Here is a 17,605-nt window from a genome sequence, read left to right on the forward strand (position 1 = left end):
CCGGGTCACACCGACAACTTGTCGCTCGTGGGTTCACTGGATTCCTTCGAATCTGCGAGCAGCGCAGTCAACTGCTCCCCCTCGACATCGACGTTCGGGACCAACCGGTCCAGCCATGAGGGGAACCACCATGCCCTCGAGCCCAACAGGGACATGACGGCCGGTACGACGGTCATACGAATCACGAAGGCGTCGAACAGAACCGCGAACGAGAGTCCGAGTCCGATCTGCATGATGAAGGCGTCGCCGCCGAAGATGAAGCCCGCGAAAACGGCGATCATGATCAGCGCCGCGGCCGTGACCACTCGCGCGCCCTGGTCGAAGCCCTTCACGACTGCTTCATCCGGTCCGTCACCGTGGACGAACGCTTCACGCATTCTGGTCACCAGGAACACCTGGTAGTCCATCGCCAACCCGAAGACGATGCCAATCATGAAGATGGGCAACATCGCCACAACTGATCCGGTTTGACCTTCGATTCCGAGAATGCCGGCGAACCAACCCCACTGGAAGATCGCGACCAGCACACCGAACGTCGCACCGATCGAGAGCAGAAATCCGAGAGTTGCCTTGAGTGGTACCAAGATCGAGCGGAACACCAACATCAGGAGGATGAAGGCGAGGCCGACGACCAATGCGAGGTAGGGAACCAGGGCGTCGGCCAGGCGATCCGAAACGTCGATCGTCAACGCTGTCTGACCGGTGACCGACATCGTGGCTCCGGTCTCGTCGGTCAGTGATCCGGCGACCTCACGTATATCTGCGACGAGCGCCTTTGTTGCCTCGGTTTCCGGGCCACTCGAGGGAACCACCGTGATGACTGCTGTATCGCCGGCCTGATTGAGTGCTGGCGGCGTCACTGCCGCTACGTCGGGCAGAGCACCGAGCTTTTCCTGGGCGCCGCTCAATGCCGCTGCCGGATCTGCGGCGTCGGCAACGTCGACGACCACCATGAGCGGACCGCTGAACCCGGCACCGAACCCCTCGGATAGTCGGTCGGTAGCCCTGGCGGAAGTTGTGTCGGGCACTGGTGGGCTCGCCAAACTCAGGTTGATTCCGAATGTGGGGATCGCCAGCAATCCCAGCCCGAGGACTGACGCGAGCAAAACCGGAACTCGACGCCGGATCACGAACTTGGCCCATCGCGAGCCCGCCCCCTCCGACTGTTTCCGGTGTGTCAGTTCACCGCCGGACGCCAGCAGTCGACGATCAGACCGACTCATGACGCGCGACCCTGCAAATCCGAGTGTGGCGGGCAGCAGCGTCAGTGAAATCACCACTGCAACAGCAACTGCGAATGCTGCAGCCAGACCCATGCTCGTCAGGAACGGGATGTTCACGACGAACAGTCCTGCCAATGCGATGAGCACCGTCAACCCCGCGAACACTACGGCCGAACCCGCAGTCCCCGCTGCGCGGCCCGCAGCAATTTCTGGATCATGTCCGTCACGTAGTTCGGAGCGGTAGCGCGAGACGATGAAGAGCGAATAGTCGATCGCCACGGCGAGCCCCAGCATCATTGCCAGGACGGTTGTGCTCGAACCTAATTCGATGAAACCAGTTGCGATTGTGATCGTGCAGATCGCGATGCCGATGCCGATCAACGCGCTGATCAAGGGAAGCCCCGCCGCAACCAAGGAACCGAAGGTGACGGTCAGCACCACCGCGGCGATCGCGACTCCGATCACCTCTCCCATCGATTCGGCGCTGCTTTCCATCAGCACGTTGCCGGCAACATCGACTGCCAGCCCTGAATCCGCGGCGTCGTGGACGGCGGACTCGAGCAGTTCTTTCGAACTGTCCGGTAAGTCCATCGAGTCGGCGGTATAGGAGACCTGCATGTATCCGATCGTCCCAGTCGGCGACACTCCGCCGGAGGCATACGGATCCGATACCGCTGCAATCTCAGGATCCTTCCCGAGCGCAGAGACCAAGTCACTGACGGATTGTCGAATCGCCGGATCGGTGAGCGTCGTGCCCGCCGGAGATTCGAAGACGATGCGAGCACTGGCTCCGTCGGTGGACGATTGCGGAAATCTTTCAGCCAGAAGATCTTGCGCCGCTTGTGATTCGGTGCCCGGAATCGACAACGTATTGACGGTCGGACCGGACAGCGTTGCTGCGCCTACTCCGCCCGCCACCAGCAGGACGACCCAGAAGCCCACCATTGCCCAACGGCGCCGAAACGCGAGTCGCGAGAGTTTGTACAGGAATATCGACATGCGTGTCACTGTGCCGATACACGACCCCGTCGCACATCGTGCACAGGTAGGCAGTTCGACGTACTGCGCTCGCAGTAGGGCGGTGGTCCCCAGTGCTAGACGGGCAGGCCCAACTCCCTTGACCACGGCGGATCCGCCCCGAGACGTGACACGGTGACGGCTGCCGCGCGTGCGGCAAAGGTCAACGCGGCCGACCAATCTGCCTCGGAGAACCCGCGCACAACAGCGACGTCGAGTGCATCGTGACGATCAAGGTAGGCCAACAGGGCTCCGTGAACGGTATCGCCCGCACCGATCGTGTCCGCGACGTCGACCGCGGGCGCCGGCACCGAAACATCGAGTTCCTTGGTGATCAACCGCAACCCGTCACCACCACGGGTGAGCAGTACGGCGCCGACGCCTTCGTCGAGCCACTCGGCGCCGTCGACCGAACCCAACCACTTCGCGTCGTCGTCGCTCACTTTGAGAATATCGATGGCGGGCAACCACGAACGAAACCGTCGTCGATACGCGTCCGGGTCGGAGATCACCGCCGGACGAATGTTGGGGTCGACCATGGTGAGTCGACCGCGGGCGTGTGCTTCGTGCAGCAAAGCTTCGTAGGCCGAGGCCCCGGGCTCGAGCACCAGCGACAGCGTTCCGAACGAGAATGCCCGGGCAGAGGGAAGTTTCGGCAGCGCGAACTGTCGATCCGCCGTTCCCTCGAGGTAGAAGGAATACCGCGCACCTCCGTCCGCTGCAAGGTTCACGACGGCCAGAGTTGTCGGCTCGGGCCCACGTTCGACCCCAGTTGTGTCGACATTGGACGCGGCCAGCGAGTCGATCATCCGATCTCCGAAAGCGTCGGTGGACAAGCGAGAGACGAATCCCACGTCGGATCCGAGTCGACCCAGTGCAATCGCAACGTTGAACGGTCCACCGCCCAACTTGGGTGAGAAGTTCTCCCCCACCGGAACCAGATCAACCAGTCCCTCACCACACACCACGACGGATCGTTCGCGTGTATCACTCATCGGTAGACCCTAACCTTCTCACCAGTCGAAGATGGATGTGACCTGCTCGGCACGAACGAGTTCGGGTGCCGAGCAGGTCACGAATGCGATGGGATTCAGCTACCCACACGCTCGCCCGTAGCCGGGTCGAAGAGGTGAACGAGGCCGTCCACCCGCTCGAAGCCCAGCGTCTGGCCGTACTGCAGCTTCGATCGCCCGCCGGTGCGTGCGACGAGCGAAATCGGATCGGATTCCGTGCCGGGTACGTGCGCGTAGATGTACGACTCGTTGCCCAGTTCCTCCACCAGGTCGATCTGAGCTGCGATTCCGTCTCCAGCGGCAACCACCTGGAATTGCTCGGGTCGAATTCCTACTGTGACCGAGTCCAGACCGGCCGCGGCGATTGCCGCCATCTGCTCGCGGTCCAGCGGAACCTCGACGTCACCGAAACGCACCCCACCCGAACTGACCGGCGCCGTTACCAAGTTCATACCTGGAGATCCGATGAAACCGGCAACAAAAGCATTGGCCGGCCGATCGTAAAGTTCGGTCGGAGAGGCGAATTGTTGCAACTTGCCGCCCTTGAGCACTGCCACTCGATCACCCATCGTCATCGCTTCCACCTGATCGTGCGTGACGTAGACGGTGGTGGTTCCGAGACGACGCTGCAACGCCGCGATCTGCGTGCGGGTCTGGACGCGTAGCTTTGCGTCGAGGTTGGAGAGCGGCTCGTCCATGCAGAACACTTGCGGTTCACGAACGATAGCTCGGCCCATGGCAACTCGCTGCCGTTGACCACCGGAAAGCTTGGCCGGCTTGCGGTCGAGATAGTCAGTCAGGTCAAGCAGTTTAGCCGCTTCGGCCACTTTCTTCTTACGCTCCTCGACGGGCACACCGCGCATCTTCAACGCGAACCCCATATTTTCCCCGACGGTTTTGTTGGGGTACAGCGCGTAATTCTGGAAGACCATTGCGATGTCGCGATCCTTGGACGGGACATCGGTCATGTCCTTGCCGTTGATGGTGATCGCGCCGGAATCGATGTCCTCGAGCCCTGCCAACATGCGCAGGGCCGTGGACTTTCCGGAACCTGACGGACCGACGAGCACGATGAACTCCCCGTCGTTGATGTCGAGATCGAGTGAATCGACAGCGAGGGTCCCGGCACCTTCGTAGATGCAAGACGCTTTCTGGTACGAGATTTCAGCCATGACGAACTCCTGAGAGGGTGAGGAGAATTATTTGATTGCACCGAAGGACAGGCCGCGCACCAGTTTGTTCTGGGCGAACCAACCGGCCAGGATGACGGGCAATGCCGCCATGGTCGCTGCCGCGGAGAGCCGAGCCCAGTACAGGCCCTCGCCGGTGATGAACCCGACCAGGAAGACCGGAATCGTCTGTGCTTGAACAGCTGTCAGGTTGACGGCGAAGAAGAATTCGTTCCACGAGAAGATCACGCAGATCAGCGCAGTCGCAGCAATTCCGGGCGAGATCAGCGGGAGGATCACCTCGCGAACCGAGGTCCACAAACTCGCGCCGTCCATGCTGGCAGCTTCGAGAAGTTCGCCGGGGACTTCGAGAAAGAACGAACGCATCATCCACACTGCGATCGGCAGATTCATCGATGTGTACAAGATGACCAGCGCCCAGATGTTGTCGAGCAATCCGATGTCGTTGACGATCACGTACAGCGGCACGATTGCAGCGACGACTGGGAGCATCTTGGTACTGATGAAAAAGAACAGAACGTCCTGAGTCTTGGCTACCGGGCGAAGCGACAATGCAAACGCAGCCGGAACACCCAGTAGCAGAACAAGAATCGTCGACATGGCCGTCGCAAATGCGGAGTTTGCCAGCGTCGTGCCGAGACCGGAGTCGAGGACGGCACGGAACTGTTCGAGGGTGGGAGTGAAGAACAGCTTCGGCGGATCCGTGTAGGCGTCTGCCTCGGTCTTGAACGCGGTCAGGACCATCCAGAAGACCGGGAAGAAGAATCCGAGAGCGGCGATCCACGCCACGACCGACCACGGACTGAACTTACTGCTCTTCTTTTTCTTGACGACGGGTTTGTCGGTCGTCGCGCTTGTCGTCTCTACGGCAGTCATCACGCCGCCTCCTCGTTGCCGGTGAAGCTCTTGAAGATCAATCGGAGCGCAAGTGTCGACACGATGATCGTCGCGATCACTGTCACGACACCCATCGCCGCAGCTTGACCTACGTCGAAGCCGAGGAACGCGCGCTGGTAGATGTAGAACGGCAGGTTCGAGCTGGCCACGGCGGGCCCACCCGAGGTCATCATGTACACCGCGTCAAAGGTGTTCACGAGGTAGATCGCACCCAGAACTGCACCGAGTTCGATGAAGCGGCGCAGGTGCGGCAACGTCAGTTCGCGGAACATCGCAAACGGCTTGGCTCCGTCCACTCGTGCGGCTTCGAGAATGTCTCGGGGCATGGACTGCAAACCGGCCAGAATGAGCAGCATCATGAAGGGCGTCCACTGCCAGATCAGATTGATCATGACGGCGGCGAGCGGAAACTTACTGACCCAGTCGACCTGGCCGACGCCGAAAGGCTGGAGGACAAAGTTCACGATACCGAACACCGGGTCGAACATTGTTGTCTTCCACAGCAATGCGCCGGCGACGGGAGTGATGAGAAACGGCGTGATCAGCAGTGTCCGCACGATCCCCCGACCGAGGAATGCGCGGTCGAGTAGCAGCGCCAGCGCGAGTCCGAGGATCACGGAAACGATGACGGTTCCCACGATCATGATGACCGTGTTGACCGCGACTTCCCGAAACTGACTGTCCTTGAAAACCTCTATGTAGTTGTCGAACCCGTTGAAGTGCCGCGATCCCGGCCGGACTAGGTTCCACGACTGCGTCGAGTAGTAGAGGGTGAACAGAAACGGAATCTGGGTGACGACGATCGAGAAGATCAACGCCGGCAACAGGGGACCTCTACGACGCCAACCCTCGGCGCGGGAGATCTTCTTTTCGACCCGGACCGGTGGCGCGTCGTCCACCGTAGTTCTGGGCTCGGCAACCGTAGTCATCGGTTCTCCTGATAGGTCTTGCCGACCACCTCGGCATACTGCTGGGATTGTTCGAGTGCTTCTTTCACGCTCTTCTGACCCGCGATGGCCGCACTGATCTGCTGGCTGACGCGAGTGCCCAGGTCCTGAAACTCAGGGATGGTGAGGAACTGGACGCCGGTGTACGGAACCGGTTGCACTGTCGGGTTTTTCGGATCTGCATTGTTGATCGATTCGAGGGTGATCGGACCGAATGCCTGTGCGGCCTCTTGATATTCCGGAATCTCGTAGGTCGATAGGCGACTTCCCGGAGGAACTCTCGACCAGCCGAGTTCGGTTCCGACCTTCTGGATGTAGTCCTTGTTCGTCATCCAGGAAATGAACTTCCAGGCGTCATCTTTGTTCTTTGCCGACTCCGGGATTCCGAGCGCCCACGTGTAGAGCCAACCAGGATCGGACTTCTCGACCTTCGGGGCCTTCGCATATCCGATGTTGCCGACTACCTTCGACGACGCAGGGTCCTCGAGAACCGACACAGCCGACGTCGCGTCGTACCACATCGCCGTGTTGCCTTGCGCGAATTGTGTTGCACATTCACCGAATCCGCTTGTGGCAGGACCCGGCTGACCGTGCTCCTTGACCGTGTCCACGTAGAACTGAACCGCATCCTCGACCTGCGGACTGGTCAGCTGCGCATTCCAATTCTCGTCGTACCAGCGTCCACCGAAGGTGTTGATCACGGTGTTCAGCGGTGCGAGTACCTCACCCCAGCCAGGCTTTCCGCGCAAGCAGATTCCCGCCATCTTGGCGTCCGGGTTGTCGAACTGTGCTGCCCAACCTGCAACTTCTTGCCACGTCGGGTCTTCGGGAACTGTAATCCCCGCCTGATCGAACAGATCCTTGCGGTACATCAGGAACGACGACTCCCCGTAGAAGGGGACCGCGTACATACTGTCCTCGTACGACAGAGAAGTCTTGATCGACGGTACGAAGTCGTCCTCGTCGTAACCGGGCGTCGTGTCTGCATAGTCGGACAGGTTCGTGAGCCAACCGTTGGCGGCCCACTGAGGTGTCTCGTAGTTGCTGATCATCACGACGTCGAACTCACCGCCGCCGGTTGCCGTCGACGCCGTGATCTTGGCGCGCGCCTGGTTCTCGGAAAGGCTGACGAATTTGAGGTCGATGCCAGGGTTCTCGGCTTCGAAAGCCGGCGCCAGTTTGATGGCGTCCTGCATCTGCGAGTTCGACACCATCGCGATGGTGACTGTTCGTTCGCCGGAACCACCGAGCGCACCAGCGCCCGCACATCCCGACACCAGGAGGCAGAGCGCCGCCGCGGCAGCGCCCCACACTCGTCTTCCTGTTTTCACGGATTACCTTCCTTCACACTTGCGTGTCAGTCGCGCGCTCGGACCGCGAAACTCGTGAGATCGCTAGCCTTCGAGCAGCCACTGGGCGCACTCGACGTCGGTGACGAGTACGTTTGCCAAACCTCCGCGCAATGCGCCCAGAACGGCCTGGCGTTTGTGTGTTCCTCCCGAAATCAGAATCGTCTGATCGCAGGATTTCACTGCGTCGAGCGATACGGAGACCGTTCGCTCAGGTAGTGGCCCCTCCACTGGATTGCCGTCGACCGAGTAGAAACGGCCGCCGATTTCACCGACAGCGCCTCGACTTTCCAACTCGTCCAGCATGGTCGAGTCGACGAAGCTACCGGCAAACAAGGTCGTCGCGGTCGAGACGGCACCGACTCCGAAAACCATGATGTCGGAATCAGTTCCGGCTTGCAGCGCCTTCGAGATCACCGAGTCGTTTCGCATCGACTCCACGGTCGCCGGGTCGGCATACAGCGGAGCGTTGAGACGAATAGGATTGGCCTGCAACTGTTGTGCACATCGGCCGATGGTGAAGTCGACACCGGTTTGGTAGTCGGTCACCGTCATGGAGCCGTCAAGTTGTACCACAGCCGAGCACTTCGCGGCCTTGTCCGGCAAAGATCCTGCTACCGCAACGGTTTCCGGACCCCAGGTAAACCCGAGAACGCTCGAAGGCTGCAGACGACGAACCAGAACTTCCGCTGCTCGTCGACCGAGTGCGTCGAAGTCCGGGTCGTCCGCATCCGAAATCGCTTCGGGGACGATCAACACTTCGGCCAACCCGAAGTGCTTCTCCAGCTTCGATTCCAACTCCGTGTTCACCGAACCTTCGAGCTCCGGCGGTACCAAAATCTCGACCCTGACCAAACCTTGCGTCCGCGCCCTGGCCAACAGTCGCCCGGCTGTCGGCCGCGAGACGCCCAATTTCGCTGCAATCTCCGCCTGAGTGGCGCCTTCGAGGTGATACATCGTCGCCGCCCGCAAGGCGAGCCGCACATCCTCGGAAGCGGGCAACTTCGACGACTTGAGTCCTGTGGGCTGAGCCGACTGGTTCACACGGTCTCCTTGTGCATCAGGTTCAAAGTTTCTCGATCGTGAGCAAATGCTCACTAGATGTTCTTATGCTCATTAAGCTAACATCTACGTTGTGACCCACACAACAGTTTCCGGAGAATCCGTCGATCTACCTGCGACAATTCGGGCAAATGTCCTCGTCGAGACCGGAAAGATGCAGATGGTCGAGAGACCACGACCGTCCCCGAAGGCGGGTGAAGTCCTCGTTCGCATCCATGCCGTGGGCGTGTGCGGGTCGGACGCGCACTACTTTCACGAAGGTCGCATCGGCCCTTACGTAGTCAACTCACCGCTCGTTCTCGGACACGAAGCATCGGGACGCATCGCCGCGGTCGGTGACGGCGTCGACCCAACACGCATCGGGCAGCGTGTCTCCATCGAGCCTCAGAAGCCCGATCCGACAAGTCCCGAATCCAAGGCAGGCAGATACAACCTCTGCCCTCATATGGAGTTCTTCGCGACGCCGCCGATCGACGGTGCGCTGACCGACTACGTCACGATCGGTGCCGACTTCGCCCATCCCATCGCAGATTCCGTGTCCTACGAGGCAGCTGCGCTGTTCGAGCCACTCTCCGTAGGGATCGCCTCAGCCCAGAAGGCGGGGATCACTGCCGGCTCTCGGGTGTTGATCGCCGGCGCCGGCCCGGTAGGAATCGTGACGACGCAGGTGGCCAAGGCATTCGGCGCGACGGAAGTCATCGTCTCGGACATCGATGCGGCCCGACGTGATGTGGCACTGAAATTCGGCGCAACAACCGTCGTTGATCCACGTGAGAGCGACGTACGCTCGCTGGCCGTCGACGCATTCATCGACGCCTCGGGTGCCACGGCCGCGGTGATCGACGGGATTCACGCAGTTCGGCCCGCTGGGACCGTCGTTCTGGTCGGAATGGGTGCCGACGAGATACCGTTGCCGGTCCCGATCATTCAGAATCGCGAACTGATGCTGACCGGAGTGTTCCGGTACGCCAACACGTGGCCGATCGCCGCCGCATTGGTCGCTGCCGGGCGCGTCGATCTGGACTCGATGGTCACAGCACGCTTTTCACTCGAACAGTCGCAAGAGGCCCTGGTGGCCGATTGCATTCTCGGCAGCATCAAAGCCGTAGTCATCGTCGCCGAAGGAGACTAGTACTTTCATGGAACTCAATACGAAGACCCTGTTCGACTTCGATGCTGCACTCGAAGTGCCGAACTACGACCGGAGCAAAGTCACTACTGGCATAGTGCATTTCGGTGTCGGAGGCTTTCACCGTGCACACCAGGCCATGTACATCGATGATCTCCTGCGACGCGGTGAGGGCTTCGACTGGGGAATCTGCGGAGTGGGAGTGATGCCGTCGGACAAGCGGATGAAAGACGCTCTCCGCGCGCAGGACTGCCTCTACACGCTGGCGCTCAAGCATTCTGACGGAACCCTCGAGGCCCGGGTCATCGGGTCGATCGTCGAGTACCTGTTCGCTCCGGAGGATCCGGAGGCGGTGATCGAAAAGATGGCATCCGAATCGACGAAAATCGTATCTCTCACCATCACCGAGGGCGGATACAACATCTCGCACACTACGGGTGAGTTCGACGCGTCCGATCCCGCTGTAATGCACGATCTCGAGCCGGGAACACTCCCCCACACCACCTTCGGTCTGATTTGTGCGGCACTCGCACTCCGTCGCGACCGGGGCCTCGCCCCGTTCACGATCATGAGTTGCGACAACATCGAAGGCAACGGATCGGTCGCCAGGACGGCAGTCGGAGCGTTCGCCGCCCTGAAGGATCCCGAACTTGCGGAGTGGATCGACGAGAACGGCGCCTTCCCCAACTCCATGGTCGACCGGATCACACCCGTCACGACAGCCGAGGTGACCACCGAGATCGCCGAGACGTTTGGCGTGGAAGATCAGTGGCCGGTCGCGGCTGAGCCGTTCACCGCGTGGTTCCTCGAGGACGAGTTCACCTCAGGCAGGCCACCTCTGGAGAATGCCGGCGTCAATCTCGTGCCGGATGTTCGCCCGTACGAACTGATGAAACTGCGCCTTCTCAATGCCGGCCATCAAGGCATCGCGTACTTCGGCTACCTTGCCGGATACCGCCTGGTCCACGAGGCATGCCAGGACGAACTCTTGTCGGGGTTCCTGCTCGACTACATGAATCTCGAAGCGACGCCGACCCTTGACCCGGTACCCGGCGTCGACCTCGATCAGTACAAGAAGACCCTCATCGAAAGATTCTCGAACCCCCAGATCCGCGACACGATTGCACGTCTGTGTGCCGAGTCGTCCGATCGAATTCCCAAGTGGCTGTTGCCCGTCATCCGGAACCAACTCGACACCGGTGGGTCGATCAACCTGTCCACCGCAATTGTCGCTAGCTGGGCCCGCTACGCCGAGGGCACAGACGAGAACGGAGATCCCATCACCGTCGTCGATCAGCTGTCGGACACTCTGGTGCCGCTCGCCCAGAAACAGTCGAGCGACCCGTTGGCCTTCATCGGGTACCGCCAAGTGTTCGGCGATCTCGTGGACGATCGCCGATTTGTCGCTAGCTTCCGAAAGACCCTCGACTCATTGCACTCCGTCGGAGCCAGAAGAACCCTCGAGGAGGTGCGCGGGCTCTGACTACACCGAGACGTCGTGCAGGTGATGGATCGGATCGTGAATGAAGTAGGCCGCCAACGATTCGACGGTGAACGCCGATCCGTCACTGCGGAGACCCCGTCGTTGGCGGCTACCCTCTGGCACGGTTTCGAAGGCATTCGCGACCTCCGCCGCGGCGTCGGACAATTCCGATGCCACCTTTGCCGGATCTTGGTCGTTGTACCGCTCGGCCTCGGCTGTTGCGTCCTGATCCCAGTTCTCGAATCGCGGATCGTCGAATTCGAGCATCTGTTCCAACCGCACCTTGAAGATCCGGAACACGTCGCGTACGTGGGCGGAATACTCCAGCGCTGACCATGTTTCGCTGTCCGGCCGCTCCGTCACATTCTCGCGCTCCAGTACCTCGGCCCACGAGACGGCATTGCTACGCACAAGATCTGGAACATCCGCGAACGCCACAGCGGACGAATCAAACCCGCACTCGGCGCATGGGCGTTCGAGGACCCAGGTCCAGTTCTTTGTATCCGGGGTGATCGGCATGGATCGAGAATAGTCCGCCAGGGCGGGGTCAGTCTGCTTCGATTGGCCGATGAAGCGAATCATGATCGCTATTGCGACTCCATTCGTGCTGATGCTTACTTCGTGTGGCGGGGACGTGGGCGACGCGGAACCCCACGAACTCGCCTTCACATGCGACGACGCACATGCGTACCTCGAAGTTTTCGGGACGGTCGAGGCGGCGTTGGCCCGGCTACAGAGCCCTGGATGGAACGATGTCCCTGAACTCGTGGGTTCCGCCAGCGCCTGGGCAGCGTTCACACCACAACAGCAGACTGCGATAGTCAATTCACTTCATGCGGCTTCCCGAGGTGAATGTTGATCCGTATTTCGGTGCCGGTATCCGGCATCTGACTCCGTCGACAAGATTTGCCGGTCGATACTCGGATCGGCCGAAGAACTGGACATACTCCGACTGATTCCACGTCGCCGATCGATCGAATCCGCGATGACATGAGCGGACCGCACGACGACTGGAGAGGATTCGACGCTGAGGCGCGTGAGCGCACCAAGAAGCCTTCGAAGCAGCGGAATCGGGATCGTGCGACTGAGCAACGCCGGAGGCCTGATTCGCCGGTCGCACAACAGAATTACAAACGACGACGTAACTACGTCATTCCGTTCGTGACAAAATACTCGTTCGTCGGCGACGGACCGATCACTTCGATTTCCTCGACGGGTCTCGTCGCCCCTCACGTGAAGGGCGTCGAGTCGACATGTACCCCTTCCGAACGCAGTAAATGCTCGGCCGCACAAATCAACAGGGAAAGGGATTCGTACGAGAGTCCCTCGATCGCATGCATCAGCCTGTCAGGCGCCGGAATCGACCGGTCGACCGGCGAACCCTCGGATCTCCGCACAGAAAGCACGGTCGAGAGTTCTCGTTGATTCACCACCTGACCTGCGCTGTTCGCTCGCTCGAACATGGCATTCAGCCGCTGGACCAGTTCCTCACCTTCAGCTGATCGAATAGTGTTGCCGAACAGCCTGTTTCCATGATCGGCTTCGACACCAGGCCCGATCGAGTTCTTGATTGTCACAGTATGTTCTCCGTTACGTTGGTCTGTCAGGTTGATCAGGGGTGCGACCCGGCGCAATTCGCAGAGCCTTTATCCGTGCCGCCCAACGGCGTCGCGTCCATCGACAGCAGACGAATCTCCCCCGGCGCCCATCGGCTTCCGGTAGCGAGACCTTGAAGTTGCTGTTCACTTGCAGTTCGTCGTTACACTTTAACAATATTTGTAACGCATCGACAAGTGTTTTGTTCCGATTGCCCGGTTTTGCACCCGATCGAGGCAACTACTGAGCTCTCGCGGGCTGCGGATTCTGCAATTCACGAAGCTCGGCAAAATGGATCCGACGCAGACAAGGACGGCGAGACAGCCCTCGTTGGCTCTCATTTCCAGTGATCGAGCACGAAGTCCTCAATGGTGATGACCCAAGTCCGACAGCGCTTTTCAGACAGGGAAAGGGCCCCGCAGTTGCGGGGCCCACTATCGTTGCCGTTCCTTGCGTAGAGTCGTTTCCGACAGTCGGCTGCCGGTCAGCGCGTCAACATTTGGGTGCAGCCGAGCCGCGGGGGGGGGGGGACGGCTCGACTGCCTTGTACCTACACCGGTAGGCACGTCTAAAGCGTGACACTTCTGTACGTCGAGCACATACGCTGAAATACCCGGATAGGTACCTACTTTTCCTTCACGTCCGGCACGTCGCTCGCTCGGTTGCGCCCAATTGCACTGCGCTCCCGATACTTGTCGAGGATTGGGTATCCGGATCCGAGACTTTCACCTCGTCCGAGATCGACGATCGCGGTACGACATTTACTTGTGTAGCCACGAAGGATCAACTCAGCCGTACCCGCATGCGCGTTGCGTGCGATTCAATACCAACTACGTGTGGGCAACTGCACCAACTACCTGTGGGCAACTGCCCTGTTGATTGCACTCTGCGCACTTGTCGCCGTTGCGATCGTCGGCAGCATGACTTTCGACAAACGTCATTGGGTCTGACCTGCGGGCTCACGGCAACTGAACGTGGGGCGGGCGGGGCTCGAACCCGCGACCAATGGATTATGAGTCCACGGCTCTAACCGACTGAGCTACCGCCCCATCCGGATGCGATGCATCGCGGCGAATCCGAATGTTACCGGCACATCCGACGCGGATCACAATCGGGCAGGCGGTGACGCGTTGCACTCTTTCGAGTCGAGTCTTCCAAGGTTGGTCGGCACAGGCGCGATGAGCCGATACCGTGGGAGTGCACACCCCACGGAACAGGATCACCACATGAAGCTTGCACTGACCGAATTCAAGAACTCGAAGGCCACGATCCGGATCATCATGTCCGACGGCGCGAAGCTGAACGGCACCGTCACCGATTTCACCGAAGACACTCTCGTTCTCAATTCTCCGAATGGTGTCTACTACATCAACCCCAGCCACATCGTCCGACTGTTCGAGCCGTCGGATCGCGCAGCGAAGTAGGCGCACCGGCCGAACAGTTCGACGGTTCCGCCGAAAGCCCGACGCAGGTATTGCGTCGGGCTTTTCGCATCTCCGCCGCCATCATCTTCGCTTCGCGTTCACTGATGCTGATGCCGCCTATCCTCTGCGACATGGCGAACGACAGCGGACCACCTGAACTCGTGTTGTTCGACTTGGGTGGCGTGCTGTGTCGATTCGAGCCTGACCGTCGCGCCGCAGAACTGGCTGCGGCCATCGGCGTCACGGAAGACGAGATTCATGCCCTCGTGTTCGCGTCCGGGTTCGACCAGGAATGCGATCTCGGCATTCACTCCGAAACCGCGATCCTGGAACGCTTTCGACGGCTCGGGTTTCCTGGTGACCGCGACGAGCTACGCCGAGCCTGGGCCAAGGCCTTCATCCCGGACCGCGCGGTCATCGATCTCGCAATCGCGCTTCGAAGCGAGGGGGTCGTGGTCGCCACACTCTCCGACAACGGACCTGTTCTCTTGGCCGCCATCGAGAGTGTCGTAACTCCATCGGCAATCGACGAGCATGTTTTCTCCTGCATGCTCGGAGCTACCAAACCCGAACCTGCGGCCTTCCTGGCTGCGCTGGAGTTGCTCGATGCGCGTCCACAGCAGACCTTCTTCGTCGACGACAACCCGGTGAACGTCCTCAGCGCTCGACGGCTGGGAATTCGCGGCGAACAAGCAAACAAGGCGGCAGACGTCGAATCGACACTTCGATCGGTGGGTCTGCTGCGAGCGCACTAGGTCAGACAAAAACAAGGTCTGACCAAAACGCGGTCAGACCGAAACAAGAAAGCCCCCCACCCGATTTCTCAGGTGAGGGGCTTCGCTGCTCCCCCGGCTGGACTCGAACCAGCAACCGTCCGATTAACAGTCGGAAGCTCTGCCAATTGAGCTACAGGGGATTGTCTTGCTCGCTTCGCCCGTTCCGGCGTTGCCTGAGAAACTGTAGCGAATCCTTCACCGAAGTACCAAATCGCCTGCCCAGCGAGTCATCAGGCAGGATGGAGTCAGGACGATCGGTGCTGGAGGGAAGCAGGAATGATGCGTTTGTTGATCGGTGTTGCAGCTGGGTACGTCCTGGGAACCAAAGCGGGCCGCGCACGATACGAGCAGATCAGCCGGGCCGCGAAGGCGGTGGCCACCAGTCCGGCCACCAAGAAGGTGTTGGACGCGTCACGGCAGAAGCTGGCCGACTCACTGAGTACTCAGCCCAAGCTCGAGCCGATGAAGCCGATCAACGAGGAGACTACGATTCTGGTCCCCCACGACCAGTTGAAGAAAAACCGCTAGGTCAGACGCTTTGGTCGCCGACAGCCTGCTCACGCAGCTGTCGGCGATACTGCTCCAGCGCCACTAGGTCGCCGAACAGTGAGTTGTACTCCTCGGGGGCTGCAGCAGGTGAAACGCGCTGAAGCTTGGATTTGAGGTCGGCAACCTGCTCGCCCACCCACGCTTCCTGTAGTCGTGCGAGCACTCCGTTGATGTAGCGCGGAACCGTGTCTTCGTCACACGGCATCGGTTCGACGGCCAGCTCAGATACAACCGAGGCCACCGTCATGTCTTCGACGCCCTTGGTAACGACTTCGATCCACTCGGCGCCGCCGAGTCCCTTGCTCGTTCCACCGGCGTCAGCCATTGCCTGTCTGATGACAACGTAGGCGGGGTGGGTGAACGTCTCGGGCGGCAACGAGTCGAAGACACTGCCGGCGATGCCAGGGTGCTGCAATGCGGCCTTGAGGACAGCTCGCTGCGTCGAGAGCGCGGGATCGTTGGGCCGGGGCCTGGAGATTCCGATCGGCAGCGCAAGCGCATCGGCAGCAGGTTGGTCGACAACCTGACGACGCTTGGGCGCCGGTGACGATCCACGCGTCGACGCCCGTTTGCGAGCTTCGTCACGCACGCGTCGTCGAACCGACGGAAGATCGTCCCAACCGACCCATCCGCACAACAGATTCGCGTAGCTGTCGCGCAGAGTTGATTCCTTGATCTGCGCAACGACGGGCACGGTACGACGCAGTGCCTCGACACGACCTTCAGCGGTCTCCAGATCGTGTTCGGTGAGGATGGACTTCACCACGAACTCGAACATCGGAGTGCGCCGTGCCACGAGGTCGCGAACGGCGGCGTCACCAGACTTCAGTCGCAGATCGCACGGGTCCATTCCGTCGGGCGCGACGGCGACGAACGTCTGCCCGGCCATCTTTTGATCACCCTCGAACGCCTTCATCGCAGCGGCCTGCCCCGCGGCATCACCGTCGAAGGTGTAGATGATTTCACCGCGAAAGTAGCTGTCGTCCATCAGGAGTCGACGGAGCATCGCAAGGTGCTCCTCACCGAAGGCGGTTCCGCACGAAGCGACGGCGGTCTTGACGCCGGCCAAATGCATCGCCATGACGTCGGTGTAGCCCTCGACGACTACCGCCTGGTGTCCCTTGGCGATGTCGCGCTTGGCGAGGTCCAAGCCGAACAAGACCTGAGACTTCTTGTAGAGAATCGTTTCCGGCGTGTTGACGTACTTACCCGGCATGGTGTCGTCGTCGAAGAGCTTGCGGGCACCGAAGCCGATGACGTCACCGGCGACGCTGCGGATCGGCCACAGAAGTCGGCGATGGAACCGGTCGATCGGACCTCGCCGGCCTTCTTTGGACAGCCCGGCTGCTTCTAGTTCTTTGAACTCGAAACCTTTGGACATCAAGTGTTTTGTGAGAGTGTCCCAACCTTCTGGCGCGTATCCACACCCGAACTGCAGGGCCGCTGCACCGTCGAAGTTTCTCTCGGTGAGGTAGTCGCGAGCCGCCTGGGCATCGGGTTCGCGCAGACGAGCGGCGTAGAACTCCTGAGCCGCCGCGTTTGCTGCGATCAAGCGTGCACGGGTGCCGCGATCGCGCTGAACGGACGGTCCGCCGCCCTCGTACGAAATCGTGTAGCTGAGTCGATCCGCCAACTGCTCGACGGCCTCTACGAAGCTGATGTGATCCATCTTCTGCAGGAACGAGTACACGTCACCACCCTCACCGCAGCCGAAGCAGTGGTAGAGGCCGTGGTTGGGTCGCACATGGAACGACGGCGACTTCTCGTCGTGAAAGGGACACAGACCTTTGATCGAATCGCCACCGGCACGCTTGAGTGAAACGTATTCACCGACGATGTCCTCGATGCGAGTGCGTTCGCGAATGGCCGCGATGTCTCTGTCAGAAATTCGGCCCGCCACGTACATCAGTCTAGGCGGTCCCCCGGCACCTCCTGACAACGATATGTTGA

The 17,605-nt window shown here is 60.4% G+C and carries 14 protein-coding genes and 2 tRNA genes; 5 read left to right on the top strand and 11 right to left on the bottom strand.

The features are described 5' to 3' along the window. Window positions 1-5: 5 nt before the first annotated feature. The 7 genes from KTR60_RS17405 to KTR60_RS17435 all read right to left on the bottom strand — a co-directional run bounded on the left by KTR60_RS17405 (window position 6) and on the right by KTR60_RS17435 (window position 8,680). Window positions 6-2,222 (bottom strand): MMPL family transporter, encoded by a 2,217-nt coding sequence (locus tag KTR60_RS17405; protein WP_228401084.1) that lies wholly within the window; start codon window positions 2,220-2,222, stop codon window positions 6-8. 95 nt (window positions 2,223-2,317) lie between these two features. Next, window positions 2,318-3,235 carry a carbohydrate kinase family protein gene (locus tag KTR60_RS17410; protein WP_228401085.1) on the bottom strand — a complete coding sequence of 306 codons (918 nt, stop codon included), beginning with the start codon at window positions 3,233-3,235 and terminating at the stop codon, window positions 2,318-2,320. Between the two features lie 95 nt (window positions 3,236-3,330). Next, window positions 3,331-4,425 (bottom strand): ABC transporter ATP-binding protein, encoded by a 1,095-nt coding sequence (locus tag KTR60_RS17415; protein WP_204855946.1) that lies wholly within the window; start codon window positions 4,423-4,425, stop codon window positions 3,331-3,333. 27 nt (window positions 4,426-4,452) lie between these two features. Next, on the bottom strand, window positions 4,453-5,319 hold the full coding sequence (locus KTR60_RS17420; RefSeq protein WP_050657016.1) for a carbohydrate ABC transporter permease: 867 nt from the start codon (window positions 5,317-5,319) through the stop codon (window positions 4,453-4,455). After that, the gene (locus KTR60_RS17425) at window positions 5,319-6,269 is read right to left on the bottom strand and encodes a carbohydrate ABC transporter permease (RefSeq protein ID WP_228401086.1); all 951 of its coding nucleotides are present in this window, start codon (window positions 6,267-6,269) and stop codon (window positions 5,319-5,321) included. The genes KTR60_RS17420 and KTR60_RS17425 overlap by 1 nt, the downstream gene beginning before the upstream one ends. After that, window positions 6,266-7,618, bottom strand: coding sequence for an ABC transporter substrate-binding protein (locus KTR60_RS17430; RefSeq protein ID WP_030536581.1), 1,353 nt, complete (start codon window positions 7,616-7,618; stop codon window positions 6,266-6,268). Before KTR60_RS17430 ends, KTR60_RS17425 begins: the two co-directional genes overlap by 4 nt. A gap of 63 nt (window positions 7,619-7,681) precedes the next feature. Continuing rightward, window positions 7,682-8,680 carry a sugar-binding transcriptional regulator gene (locus KTR60_RS17435; protein ID WP_054781980.1) on the bottom strand — a complete coding sequence of 333 codons (999 nt, stop codon included), beginning with the start codon at window positions 8,678-8,680 and terminating at the stop codon, window positions 7,682-7,684. A 139-nt stretch (window positions 8,681-8,819) separates the two neighbouring features. Between KTR60_RS17435 and KTR60_RS17440 the strand changes: the two genes are divergently transcribed. Together KTR60_RS17440 and KTR60_RS17445 are read left to right on the top strand one after the other, a co-directional pair. After that, window positions 8,820-9,830, top strand: a complete 1,011-nt coding sequence (locus tag KTR60_RS17440) for an NAD(P)-dependent alcohol dehydrogenase (RefSeq protein ID WP_228402289.1) — start codon at window positions 8,820-8,822, stop codon at window positions 9,828-9,830. Window positions 9,831-9,837: 7 nt separating this feature from the next. Beyond that, on the top strand, window positions 9,838-11,310 hold the full coding sequence (locus tag KTR60_RS17445; protein ID WP_064113217.1) for a mannitol dehydrogenase family protein: 1,473 nt from the start codon (window positions 9,838-9,840) through the stop codon (window positions 11,308-11,310). Here the strand turns inward: KTR60_RS17445 and KTR60_RS17450 are convergent, their stop codons facing one another. Beyond that, window positions 11,311-11,829: a DinB family protein gene (locus KTR60_RS17450; RefSeq protein WP_030536585.1), complete on the bottom strand. Its 519-nt coding sequence runs from the start codon at window positions 11,827-11,829 to the stop codon at window positions 11,311-11,313. It abuts the gene before it with no gap. Window positions 11,830-13,881: 2,052 nt separating this feature from the next. Further along, a tRNA-Ile gene (locus tag KTR60_RS17455) sits at window positions 13,882-13,955 on the bottom strand. A gap of 177 nt (window positions 13,956-14,132) precedes the next feature. On the opposite strand from KTR60_RS17455, the gene KTR60_RS17460 reads away from it, so the two are divergent. Together KTR60_RS17460 and KTR60_RS17465 are read left to right on the top strand one after the other, a co-directional pair. Then, the gene (locus KTR60_RS17460; protein WP_223304512.1) at window positions 14,133-14,330 is read left to right on the top strand and encodes a hypothetical protein; all 198 of its coding nucleotides are present in this window, start codon (window positions 14,133-14,135) and stop codon (window positions 14,328-14,330) included. A gap of 131 nt (window positions 14,331-14,461) precedes the next feature. After that, a complete protein-coding gene (locus KTR60_RS17465; RefSeq protein WP_228401087.1) occupies window positions 14,462-15,085 on the top strand; it encodes an HAD-IA family hydrolase in 624 nt (207 codons plus the stop codon). 88 nt (window positions 15,086-15,173) lie between these two features. Here the strand turns inward: KTR60_RS17465 and KTR60_RS17470 are convergent. Then, window positions 15,174-15,246: transfer RNA gene (locus KTR60_RS17470), tRNA-Asn, on the bottom strand. 136 nt (window positions 15,247-15,382) lie between these two features. On the opposite strand from KTR60_RS17470, the gene KTR60_RS17475 reads away from it, so the two are divergent. Beyond that, a complete protein-coding gene (locus tag KTR60_RS17475) occupies window positions 15,383-15,634 on the top strand; it encodes a hypothetical protein (protein ID WP_003941570.1) in 252 nt (83 codons plus the stop codon). Window position 15,635: 1 nt separating this feature from the next. Here the strand turns inward: KTR60_RS17475 and dnaG are convergent, their stop codons facing one another. Continuing rightward, a complete protein-coding gene (gene dnaG / locus KTR60_RS17480; protein ID WP_030536590.1) occupies window positions 15,636-17,555 on the bottom strand; it encodes a DNA primase in 1,920 nt (639 codons plus the stop codon). Window positions 17,556-17,605: the final 50 nt, after the last annotated feature.

The sequence above is a fragment of the Rhodococcus sp. C1 genome, from assembly GCF_020809065.1.
In the GTDB taxonomy this organism is placed as follows: domain Bacteria; phylum Actinomycetota; class Actinomycetes; order Mycobacteriales; family Mycobacteriaceae; genus Rhodococcus_F; species Rhodococcus_F qingshengii.